Source organism: Brevibacillus brevis (assembly GCF_022026395.1).
Classification (GTDB): Bacteria; Bacillota; Bacilli; order Brevibacillales; family Brevibacillaceae; genus Brevibacillus.
Genome location: NZ_CP041767.1, coordinates 5,522,722 through 5,533,390 on the forward strand (window position 1 = coordinate 5,522,722; position 10,669 = coordinate 5,533,390).

10 protein-coding genes and 1 riboswitch are annotated in these 10,669 nt (G+C 44.8%); of the genes, 3 read left to right on the top strand and 7 right to left on the bottom strand.

Features of this window, described 5'->3' with window-relative positions; genetic code table 11:
* Positions 1-299 precede the first annotated feature (299 nt).
* Entirely contained in the window at positions 300-1,457 is a 1,158-nt protein-coding gene (locus FO446_RS26080) for an iron-containing alcohol dehydrogenase (protein WP_232774561.1), read from the top strand.
* A gap of 96 nt (positions 1,458-1,553) precedes the next feature.
* Here the strand turns inward: FO446_RS26080 and FO446_RS26085 are convergent, their stop codons facing one another.
* The 3 genes from FO446_RS26085 to FO446_RS26095 form a co-directional block, all read right to left on the bottom strand.
* The gene (locus tag FO446_RS26085) at positions 1,554-2,099 is read right to left on the bottom strand and encodes a hypothetical protein (protein WP_237899495.1); all 546 of its coding nucleotides are present in this window, start codon (positions 2,097-2,099) and stop codon (positions 1,554-1,556) included.
* 18 nt (positions 2,100-2,117) lie between these two features.
* Positions 2,118-2,486 carry a hypothetical protein gene (locus FO446_RS26090; protein ID WP_232774563.1) on the bottom strand — a complete coding sequence of 123 codons (369 nt, stop codon included), beginning with the start codon at positions 2,484-2,486 and terminating at the stop codon, positions 2,118-2,120.
* A gap of 168 nt (positions 2,487-2,654) precedes the next feature.
* A complete protein-coding gene (locus FO446_RS26095) occupies positions 2,655-3,755 on the bottom strand; it encodes a GerAB/ArcD/ProY family transporter (RefSeq protein WP_237899497.1) in 1,101 nt (366 codons plus the stop codon).
* A 139-nt stretch (positions 3,756-3,894) separates the two neighbouring features.
* On the opposite strand from FO446_RS26095, the gene FO446_RS26100 reads away from it, so the two are divergent.
* On the top strand, positions 3,895-4,806 hold the full coding sequence (locus tag FO446_RS26100) for an acetamidase/formamidase family protein (protein WP_173612223.1): 912 nt from the start codon (positions 3,895-3,897) through the stop codon (positions 4,804-4,806).
* 60 nt (positions 4,807-4,866) lie between these two features.
* Here the strand turns inward: FO446_RS26100 and argH are convergent, their stop codons facing one another.
* Complete coding sequence (gene argH / locus FO446_RS26105; protein ID WP_221867391.1) at positions 4,867-6,312, bottom strand: argininosuccinate lyase; 1,446 nt, start codon at positions 6,310-6,312, stop codon at positions 4,867-4,869.
* Positions 6,309-7,568, bottom strand: coding sequence for an argininosuccinate synthase (locus tag FO446_RS26110; RefSeq protein WP_056487125.1), 1,260 nt, complete (start codon positions 7,566-7,568; stop codon positions 6,309-6,311). Before FO446_RS26110 ends, argH begins: the two co-directional genes overlap by 4 nt.
* A 276-nt stretch (positions 7,569-7,844) precedes the next feature.
* Between FO446_RS26110 and FO446_RS26115 the strand changes: the two genes are divergently transcribed.
* Entirely contained in the window at positions 7,845-8,384 is a 540-nt protein-coding gene (locus tag FO446_RS26115; RefSeq protein WP_173612221.1) for a histidine phosphatase family protein, read from the top strand.
* A 28-nt stretch (positions 8,385-8,412) separates the two neighbouring features.
* Here the strand turns inward: FO446_RS26115 and FO446_RS26120 are convergent, their stop codons facing one another.
* Both FO446_RS26120 and FO446_RS26125 read right to left on the bottom strand, forming a co-directional pair.
* Positions 8,413-9,750 carry an HD-GYP domain-containing protein gene (locus FO446_RS26120; RefSeq protein WP_173612220.1) on the bottom strand — a complete coding sequence of 446 codons (1,338 nt, stop codon included), beginning with the start codon at positions 9,748-9,750 and terminating at the stop codon, positions 8,413-8,415.
* A complete protein-coding gene (locus FO446_RS26125) occupies positions 9,734-10,285 on the bottom strand; it encodes a DUF5317 domain-containing protein (RefSeq protein ID WP_106785319.1) in 552 nt (183 codons plus the stop codon). The genes FO446_RS26120 and FO446_RS26125 overlap by 17 nt, the downstream gene beginning before the upstream one ends.
* Positions 10,286-10,540: 255 nt before the next feature.
* A riboswitch (cyclic di-GMP riboswitch) is annotated at positions 10,541-10,621 on the bottom strand.
* Positions 10,622-10,669 lie beyond the last annotated feature (48 nt).

Genomic DNA, 10,669 nt, shown 5'->3' on the forward strand with positions numbered 1-10,669 from the left:
CTATGTATCTTGATCCTGAATTTTAAAGTAAAAATCGACAAAACCCCTCTACCCTCTAGCAACCGCTGCTATACCTTGTTGAAAAACAGCGTGATTTCCCATCTTATCCATTATACCACCACGATTCACGGATGGTATCCACTAAATCTCTCATTTCTTGTCGAAACAGCTTCGATTGTTAACAACTGTCACGAATTTGAGAGAAAATAAGACTGCACATTCCCAACTAGCATCATGGAAAACAGTTGGCTACAATGAGTGTGACAAGAGGGCATCATAAAAAAGGAGCTGGTTATAACGTGGAAAATTTTGTTTACCATAACCCGACACAGCTGATTTTTGGACGGGGTCAATTGGCCCAGCTCGAGGAAAAAGCAAGACAGCTAGGTCCCACTGTTCTTTTGGTATATGGTGGTGGCAGTATAAAGCGAACTGGTCTCTACGACAAAGTTATTTCTCTCCTGCAGTCTGCGGGCTGCCGCGTGCATGATTTGCCGGGGGTGGAGCCAAATCCACGTCTGAGTACCGTGAACAAAGGAATTGAATTATGCCGTCAAGAGGGCGTCAATTGGATACTTGCTGTAGGTGGTGGCAGTGTAATCGACGCGGCCAAAGCAGTCGCGATTGGTGTGCCTTACGAGGGAGATGTATGGGATTTTTATACGCGTAAAGCGGTCGCACAAGAGGCTTTGCCCCTCGGTACCGTACTGACACTTGCTGCTACTGGTTCTGAAATGAACCGGGGAAGTGTCGTCACCAATTGGGAGACACAAGAAAAGCATGGGGCTGGCACGACGTTTCCTGCGTTTTCGATTTTAGATCCAGAGCATACGTTCAGCGTGCCTCGAGACCAAACGATCTACGGAATCAGCGACATTTTGTCCCATGTATTCGAGCAGTACTTCACGCATACAACCGAAATTCCATTGCAAACACGTTTTGCCGAGTCGATCATGAAAACCGTCATCGAAAATGCAGAACGCGTCCTCGCCAATCCGGAAGACTACGATGCGCGGGCCAACATTATGTACTGCGGAACAATGGCATTGAACGGCACTCTCCCGGTTGGTGTCACAACAGATTGGGCAACCCACTCTATTGAGCATGCTGTGAGTGCTGTTTACGACATCCCGCATGGTGGCGGTCTGGCGATCATCTTCTCGAAATGGATGCGCTATGTGTACCGTGAAAACGTCGCTCGCTTTGTGCGGTTCGCGACAGAAGTATGGAATGTCGATCCTTCCGACAAGACAGACGATGAGATCGCTTTGGAAGGGATTGCCGCTACAGAAGCTTTCTTTGAGCGCATCGGTGCCCCTACTCGCTTGGCTGATTACGGTATCACCGACGAGCATTTGCAGCTCATGGCCGAAAAAGCTACTCCGTTTGGACCGATTGGTCAGTTTAAAACGTTGACGAGTGATGACGTGGCACAGATTCTTCGATTAAGTTTGTAAATCTAGTTTCATTTTTCGGTTTTAAAAATATATAAAGAAGCCTTAGTCCAGTATAAGACGGAACTAAGGCTTCTCTTATATTTTCTATGTTTATCACTATCTACTTGGATATTTTTCTTCTATTGAAGATATCACCCAATTCCTGGGATTTCGCTGATCCTGGTTAATTTTCTCTTTCTTAACATACGAAACTAATTTCATCTTAACAAAATTCCCATTTCCTTCTTCCCTCTGAAAAAGAATATATACCTCTGATAGATTTGATGTGGTCAACACCAATGGAACAAGATCACCTGGTTTTCGTACACTATTAAGCGCATTAGTTAAATCTTCGGAAAAATAGGTACTCTCCGGTTCCTGCAGATTCATAGTTATATGATCGCTATCAAACCAATCAAATTTTTCAAGACCATCCATATTCAACGCGAAAGTATTGATTGCATTTTGCCAAGATTGCTCAAGCATATCATTAATTTCTTTGGATCGCTTGTCCCTCATATACGTCTTTTTTTCTTGTGTAATGAAAGTTTCTTCTGCGCTCAAAGAATTTACATGGATGAAAATTAATGACGTAACCGCAGCAAGAGTAATACATATAGAAAGAGTGAATATATTCCACCCTAATAATTTTTCCTTTTCCATATCTCTATTTCATAAAGTTTACCCTTTAGTAGTGGTCGTCTTTGTTTTTCCTGCTGCGTCCCAAATTTTGTGGTTAGACTTTGCAGTATATTTTCCTTTTCCGTAAGTTACATCAACTTGAGCTTCTGCCCATTCCCCTTCTCTTTCATCTACAGCACTATCTTGAAACTTACCATCTTTATAAATCTCTACATAGACCTTTGCCTTAACTGTATCGGAATTCCCTTCTGTTCTTCCTAGTGCACTCATATATTTGTCATCATATGTTGCTGATACTACCGTAAAAGTTTGACTCGATTTAAACCCTAAGGCAGCAAATGCAACTGAAGATACCGCAGTAACAGCAAATAGAGAGGCAGTAACTGTCAAAAACAATTTTCTTTTCATTTAATTCTCTCCTTTTTACATTTTTTACCTCAATTTATATTTTATATTATATTCCAATTATTGTAAAACTGTTATTTTCCAACACCACTCTATTACATATAATTCTCGCCTGTAAGACGACACAAAAAACCGTGCTCCCTTAAGGAGTGCGGCTTTCTTTTTACATCATCAGTTTTGATTCAGCCATTTTTTCCGAATTAGATCTCCGCATAACAGCACCAACGGTACAATGATGCTATAGGTAAAATCATAGAACGGCCAGTACTTCGCAATGATGTCCCCAAAGACGACGATATTGGGCGAGAAAATCGTAGACATCACCATGAGCAAAACGATGTACGGAAGGATTAGAACCTTGAAGTTGTCGATTCGAAAGACATGACGGATTCCCAAATGAAAAAACAGGCAGTACAGCGTAATTTTGACGCTCACCGCGATAAACCAGATCACCGCGATAATTGCCTCCAGCCGCTGAATGAAATCCCCGAGCTTCAGCTGTTTGATGAGAACATAGGTCGGATAAAAATGCCGCGCAGTCTGATCTGCCCCCAAAACAAGGATGCACATCACCATGATGATTAACAGCACAATTCCCCCTAGCAACGTCCCCAGAAAAAAAGCTCTCATCCGTTTTTGGATGGGCGAGACAAACGGAAGAACTGCCATAAAAATGACCAGCTCTGAAAAAGGAAAGGCGAATGCCGCAGTAGATCCCTGCAAAATAGGCTTCCACCCATTTTCAAAAACAGGTTGAATTCTCGACATTTCCGCCTGTGGCAGCAGGGTAATCATGAGTAACCCAAAAAAGAAAAAGAACCAGACAAAATAGATTTCTGCCGATTCTGCGACTGTTTGCAGTCCCAAACGCACACCAAACATAATCACAATGACAAACAATAGCTGTATCGCGAATCTTGGAGTCGAAACTAATAGATGCGTACCAACAAAGTCCCCAATCTCCATGACATGCGCCCCTGCTGAAAACAAGGTATAGCTAATAAACGAGAGTGTAATGATGGTTCCCAGTACTCTCCCGACAGTTTGATCAACGAAGGTGAAAAAGCTTTGATTCCGATACAGCTTCCCCACAGCTATGAGTAAGACAATATTGAGCAGTCCCACCAAAAGCCCGATCAGGACGGATATCCACGCATCCTGTTTAGCGAGTGCAGCCGTCATGCCAGGCAGGACGAGAACCGAGTCCCCAATGGTAACAAGGGTGACGAGCATCAATAGTTGACGGGGACTGATCTTATAGCTCTCTTGCATGATTGCTCCCTGCTCTCTTTAGGCCTTCGATCCTTTTGTACAATTATTTCCCCCATGATTCGGCGCTAAACACATAGGCATTTCATGCTATGATAAAGAAATATATGTAAATTCCGAATTGGACTGGAGGACTGCAACCATGTATAGAGTAAAAAAGCAGGATGTGATTTATGCCATGTCTCCTGAGAATCGGCCGGTCTTGAAGGTGGAAGCAGGCAGTACCGTAACGTTTGAAACCTGCGATTGCTTCGAGGACCAAATCCAATCGGCTGACACCGTGTTTCAAGAGCTTGATTGGAATCGGATCAACCCTGCTTCCGGCCCTATTTATATAGAAGGAACAGAACCAGGCGATATTTTGGTTGTTCATATTCAGAAAATTGAGATTAAAAATCAAGGCGTAATGGTTACTGGGCCAGAACTGGGTGTAATGGGATTCGCCCTGCAAGAAAATGTGATCAAAATGATACCGATACAAGATGGAAAAGCTGTCTTGTCAGACAAGCTTCAAGTTCCGATCAATCCCATGATTGGCGTAATTGGAACAGCTCCTGCCAAAGAAACCATTTCATGCGGTACGCCTGGCGATCACGGCGGCAACATGGACTGCAAGCAAATGCGGGAAGGTACTACATTGCTTTTACCCGTAAATGTTCCTGGCGCATTATTTGCCCTGGGTGACCTCCATGCTGCAATGGCTGACGGTGAAGTAGCTGTATGTGGTGTGGAAATCGCAGGGGAAGTAACCGTAAAGCTCGATGTGATAAAAGGAAAACAGTGGCCGTTACCGATGGCAGTCAACCAAGAGCACCTGATCACGATTGCGTCGGAAAAAGAGCTGGACAAGGCTGCGGATCGAGCGGTCATCAACATGGTACAATTTCTACACGAAGAGCTGGGCGTAGAAAAGGCCGAAGCCACCTTCCTGCTCTCCGCTGCGGGCGATTTGCGTATCTGTCAGGTCGTCGATCCCTTAAAGACAGCCCGCATGGAGCTGCCTCTTGCATACGCAACCGCAGTAGGCTTTGATTCGAAAATAGTCGGTAGATAAGGATAGAACGCAAAAAAACCCCAAAGCTTTGGGGTTTTTGTTCTTCATTCATGTACGTTTTTATGCAGGTGAACCGACATCGATCAAGGATTCGATCATGACCTTTTGACTGTTTTTGTCCACCCAAGCATGTGTTTCTACCAGTTGCTTGCGGTACCAATCTATTTGGACTTCTACCTGATTACGAGCGGTCCCACCCAGCACGTTGCGTGCATTGACGACGGTCTCAACAGCTAGAGCGTCATACACATCTGCCCCAATAGCCTCTGAGAAGCTCTGGAATTCTTCCAAGGTCAAATCAAGAAGATATTTTTGCTGCTCGATGCAGTACAAGACAGTTCTTCCTACGACTTCATGCGCCTGACGGAACGGCATGTCTTTGCGAACCAAGTAATCTGCCAAGTCTGTCGCATTGGAAAAATCGTTGGTAACTGCTTGACGCATGCGATCTGCTTTGACTTGCATCGTCTTCATCATCGGCGTGAGCAACGCTAGTGCACCATGAATGGTAGCTACCGTATCGAACATGCCTTCTTTATCTTCTTGCATGTCCTTGTTGTAAGCCAGCGGCAATCCTTTCAATACGGTCAACAATCCAAACAGATTGCCGTAAACACGCCCTGTTTTTCCGCGAACCAGCTCTGCTACATCAGGATTTTTCTTTTGCGGCATGATACTGGACCCCGTGCAAAATGCATCGTCTAGCTCTACAAAGGAGAATTCCTGACTGCTCCAGATGACGAGTTCTTCGCACAGACGGGAAAGATGGGTCATGACCAAAGAAGCGTCTGCCAAAAATTCGACGATGAAATCGCGATCACTCACTGCATCCATGCTGTTTTGATAGATTCCGTCAAATTGCAGCAATTCCGCTACAAATGTGCGGTCGATCGGGAATGTCGTACCTGCGAGGGCACCTGCTCCAAGCGGCAGCACATTCACACGCTTCCAAGTCTCGGTCATCCGTTCGATATCGCGTTGCAGCATGGACACATACGCCATCAAGTGATAACCAAACAATACCGGTTGCGCACGTTGCAAATGTGTATACCCGGGCATGACGGTATCGAGATGCTGGCTGGCTTGCTCAAGCAATGCTTCTTGCAAATACATCGCCAATTGGATAATCTCCATCAGCTTTTCTCTGAGGTACAGGTGCATATCCAACGCAACCTGATCATTGCGGCTGCGGCCGGTGTGGAGTTTGCCCCCCACCGGACCGATCTCTTCAATCAGCATCTTTTCAATATTCATATGCACATCTTCGTGCGCAACGAGAAACTCAGCTTGCCCGCGCTCAATTTTCTCTTTTACTTTTTTCAAGCCAGCGATGATCTGTCTTACTTCCTCCATCGGCAGGATGCCGCACTTGCCCAACATGGCAACATGAGCCAGGCTTCCGACGATGTCCTGTCGCCACATTTTCTGGTCGAAAGAAATAGAAGCAGTATACTCTTCTACGAGTTGATTCGTCGGCTTCGTGAAGCGTCCTCCCCAGAGTTTCATTGCTTGATCGCATCCTTTTCATCCAAAATCTTAATGGCTGTGTTTTTATTTTCGTGCAGTACACCCTCGTTCACCTGTGCATATACCTTTGTAGGAAGACCCCACAGCTTGATGAAACCGAGTGCTGCTTTGTGGTCGAATTGGTCACCTGCATTGTAAGTCGCCAGCTCATGGCTGTAGAGAGACGATGCAGAGGTACGGCCTACAACAATCGCATGTCCTTTGTGCAGCTTCACGCGTACGACACCCGTTACGTGTTTTTGCGTTTCTTCAATAAATGCCTGGACAGCATTACGAATTGGCGAATACCAGAGACCCTCGTAAATCACTTGCGCCAGTTTTTGCTCGACAATCGGTTTAAATTGAGCGACCTCACGAGGTTGGGTCAAGAATTCCAGCTCACGGTGCGCCAAAATCAAAGTAGTCGCAGCCGGTGTCTCGTAAACTTCACGAGATTTGATGCCCACCAAACGATTTTCCACATGGTCGATACGGCCTACACCATGATTTCCAGCAATTTTGTTCAGCTTGAGAATCAACTCAGCCAGTGGGAGCTCTTCGCCGTTCAATGCAGTTGGCTTCCCTTGTACGAAAGTGATTTCAATTTCTTCTGCTTCGTCTGGTGCATCCGTGATCGACTTCGTCAGATCGTATGCACCTTCTGGAGGAGCAGCCCAAGGATCTTCCAGAACACCGCACTCGCAGCTTCTGCCCCACAGGTTTTGGTCAATGCTGTATGGATTGTCCAGATCGATTGGGATCGGGATATTGTTCTTTTTCGCATATTCGATCTCTTCGTCACGCGTCCAGCCCCATTCACGAACCGGCGCAACGATTTTGATATCCGGGTTCAGCGCTGTGAAGGAAACATCAAAGCGCACCTGGTCGTTTCCTTTTCCTGTGCAACCGTGTGCGACAGCTACCGCGCCTTCTTTTTCCGCGATTTCAACCAGCACGCGCGAAATCAGGTAACGCGACAGTGCAGACACCAATGGATATTTGCCTTCGTACATCGCGTTTGCCTTCAGGGCTGGCAATACGAATTCCTCTGCGAATGCATCTTTGGCATCCACTACGATTGATTTCAATGCCCCTACCTGCAATGCTTTTTTCTGTACGAAATCGAGGTCTTTCCCTTCCCCTACATCCAATGCAACTGCAATGACATCGTAGTTATACGTATCTTGCAACCATTTAATTGCTACCGATGTATCTAAACCGCCTGAATAGGCCAACACAATTTTTTCTTTTGCCATCATTCTCTCTCCCCGTTTCGAAGTTTCTCTTATGCGAGTAATTATACAAACGAACTAATAAAAATACAACTATTTTTCTTGTATATTTCTTGTGAATTCGCAGACAAAAACGGAGATGCAGAGAAATTATGCACTTCTCGTATAAACCTTATCTTGTTTTTATGCATGCTCATCATCTGTTTATGCATAAACGTTTGCGTGATAAAAGGGAAACTTATCCAGGGTAGCGAATGAGTGAAAGGAGGAATTCCATAGGAGAAGGCTCTTGGAGGGATTATGAAAACAATTTATTTGGTCCGTCATTGTCAGGCTGCTGGCCAAGAACCCGATGCCCAGCTCACGGAAAAGGGAGAAGTACAAGCTCGGGAGCTTGCCACCTTCTTCGCAGGTTCCCCCGTTGATCGAATCATTTCGAGTCCGTATCATCGGGCGGTTGCCACCATCCAACCACTTGCACAGGAACGCGGAATCGTGATTGAAGAAGATACCCGTTTGGTCGAGCGCGTTCTTAGCGGAGTACCACGTGAGGATTGGTTCGAGCGACTGCGCGATACGTTCGATGATCTGACTCTTGAATTCGAAGGTGGCGAATCCAGTCTTACTGCTATAAATCGGGCAAATTCGTTGCTCACTGAGATTTTGGCAGACGAGCATAAAGATATTGTGCTTGTCAGCCACGGATGCCTGCTGGCCTTGCTCATGAAATCAATAGATGACCGCTTTGGCTTTCACGATTGGGAGAAATTAAGCAATCCAGATGTCTTCAAACTTACCTGCCATTTAGAATCCAGAGAGATCGTCCGCATATGGTCGTAAACGAATAAAAACAGTTACAAGGGGCAGCTCATCTGATTGCCTCCTGTAACTGTTTTTGTGGGATGGACTCTATTCCGATAATGCTCTGTAATTCTTCGCACGGCAGTCGCTGAACGATTCTGATAAAATGCTCCGCCAATATCGGATCAAATTGGGTACCAGAACCCCGTCTGATTTCTTGAAGCGCTTCCTCCACGGGCAATCCTTTTCGATAAGGCCTGTCCGCAACCATCGCATCGAAAGCATCAGAAATGGCTAAAATTCTCGCCATCAGCGGAATCTCATCCCCGGCTAAACCATCCGGATATCCCCTGCCATCTATACGCTCATGATGGGAGCGAATCGCAGGAAGCAATTCATTGAACATCCCTGCTTGCAAAATGATCTCGTAGCCAATGACCGTGTGCTGCTTGATCTTGTCATACTCTTCGGGAGTGAGCTTTCCTTTTTTATTAAGAATTTCGTCTTCGATACCGATTTTTCCAATGTCGTGCAGGATTCCCCCGATATAAACATCCTCCACTTTTCGTTCGGCCAAACCAATATCTCTCGCAATTTCTCTTCCCCAGTAAGCTACACGCTGAGAATGTCCACTTGTGTATCGATCTCGTGCGTCAATGGAAGCAGCCATCGTCGTTAAGAAGTTGTGATTGAATGATTTGACCTCTTCTACTTTTTGCTGAAGCCTTTGAAGATTGTCATAGTAATGATGAAATACGTAGCTGATCGTAATAAACGCAATCATCATAGGAATTAGTGTTAACGGACCATATAACTCTACTAATCGTGAACCTACCCCGGCAAGAATCAAAAGCAACAAGTAAGTCGAGGTAAAGCCTTTTGCCATCATCTTTACGGTTCGCGCCCAGGTCATTTGATGAAAATAGGAGATACCCAATCCACATAAAGTCAGGTTCACAAACCAATACACAACAGCCAAAAACAAATCGCTAATAATGGGAGAAACAGTTCCAAAGCCCTCGATCCAATCCTTCAAAAACGCTACTGTCCATATAGTCATTAACAATTGCCCAATGTTAATAATTGCTTTTAGCGGATTAAACCTTACCAGGAAAGCAATGATTAAAGATTCAATAACAGCAGCCCATACTCCGACCCAAACTCCGTACAACAAGATACCCGAAAAGATGACAGCATTGTTCACTGTTAAAATCGTATTAGATATACGCACGGGAGCAAAACAGGAAAAAATGGTCAGGAGGGTGTAGGTAGATATTACCCCCCAATGCTCACGAGCAGCCCATTCAGATGAAGATGTGTAAAAAATATAGATTGCTGCAATGACAAAGCCAACCTTGACAACAATCCCTTTTATCCAAACCGCAAAATCAGTTTTTTGTCGCATAACTTTTACCTTCGCGAAGTTGTAGTAATGAAATCGGTTTATTCATCAATCGCTGAACAAGTAAAAAGGCACCTAACATAATAAAAATATCGCCGATGCTAATAATCCGAGGAATGAAAGATGGCATGTAAATGACATCCGTCAAAAACGGAAAATTTGAACTTTCCGTCAATACACTATGCTTGAAATTCGTTCCGTTTATAACTGGCTCTAAATCATAAGGGAGCTTTGCTGCTTGAACTAAATCGATTGGCATTTTTCCATTGTTAGACCAAATTGCAATCGCATTCAGAAACCAGCCGATTAAAAAAATCCGCATATCTTCAAATTCTCGATTAAAAACGAGGAAGGCCAAAATAAACACATACGCGATCGATATGAAAATGCCACCGATCGTAGGGAAGAAGGCTGCACAAGCCTGCAGCAATATGGTAACGATAAGAAGTTTCTTTTGGTTGAACTTAGGTAATTCTTTGATTCTTCCCCCTCGCAGCAATGCTACGAGAAAAGATAGGGCAATTACATCCAATAGCATGTTGTTTCCTCCAAGCTTGAAGAAAAAACACCACTCAGCCAAGCGGTGTTTGTTTCTCCAATACGCTTATTTATCCAATATGGAAGTTTGCAGAAGTAGCTGCTACGATTGCTACCACCATCATAATTGCCGCGAACCATTTTTTCATTTTCTTTTCCCCCCTTTAGGCATAGTGGAGAAAGCTGGCTTCGCTACTGTTCGTGATGCAGAGGCCAAGCGACCAAGTACAGCCCCTGCTCCCCTTTCCTTTTCCATTACGAAAAAGGTTGGATTCGCTACTGGCTCCATACGGACCAAGCGACCAGATACAGTCCGTACTTCTTCGCTTCTTTCCTACCTTTATTTTACACATAAGTGACAAAATTCGGCAATCATAGATTCATA

What these genes read in the sequence shown, in the direction of transcription:
- FO446_RS26120 (WP_173612220.1), bottom strand. Translation starts at nt 9,750, where the DNA reads ATGCGACAAAAAACTGATTTTGCGGTTTGGATAAAAGGGATTGTTGTC.
- FO446_RS26125 (WP_106785319.1), bottom strand. Translation starts at nt 10,285, where the DNA reads ATGCTATTGGATGTAATTGCCCTATCTTTTCTCGTAGCATTGCTGCGA.
- FO446_RS26090 (WP_232774563.1), bottom strand. Translation starts at nt 2,486, where the DNA reads ATGAAAAGAAAATTGTTTTTGACAGTTACTGCCTCTCTATTTGCTGTT.
- FO446_RS26100 (WP_173612223.1), top strand. Translation starts at nt 3,895, where the DNA reads ATGTATAGAGTAAAAAAGCAGGATGTGATTTATGCCATGTCTCCTGAG.
- FO446_RS26110 (WP_056487125.1), bottom strand. Translation starts at nt 7,568, where the DNA reads ATGGCAAAAGAAAAAATTGTGTTGGCCTATTCAGGCGGTTTAGATACA.
- FO446_RS26095 (WP_237899497.1), bottom strand. Translation starts at nt 3,755, where the DNA reads ATGCAAGAGAGCTATAAGATCAGTCCCCGTCAACTATTGATGCTCGTC.
- FO446_RS26085 (WP_237899495.1), bottom strand. Translation starts at nt 2,099, where the DNA reads ATGGAAAAGGAAAAATTATTAGGGTGGAATATATTCACTCTTTCTATA.
- FO446_RS26115 (WP_173612221.1), top strand. Translation starts at nt 7,845, where the DNA reads ATGAAAACAATTTATTTGGTCCGTCATTGTCAGGCTGCTGGCCAAGAA.
- argH (WP_221867391.1), bottom strand. Translation starts at nt 6,312, where the DNA reads ATGAAACTCTGGGGAGGACGCTTCACGAAGCCGACGAATCAACTCGTA.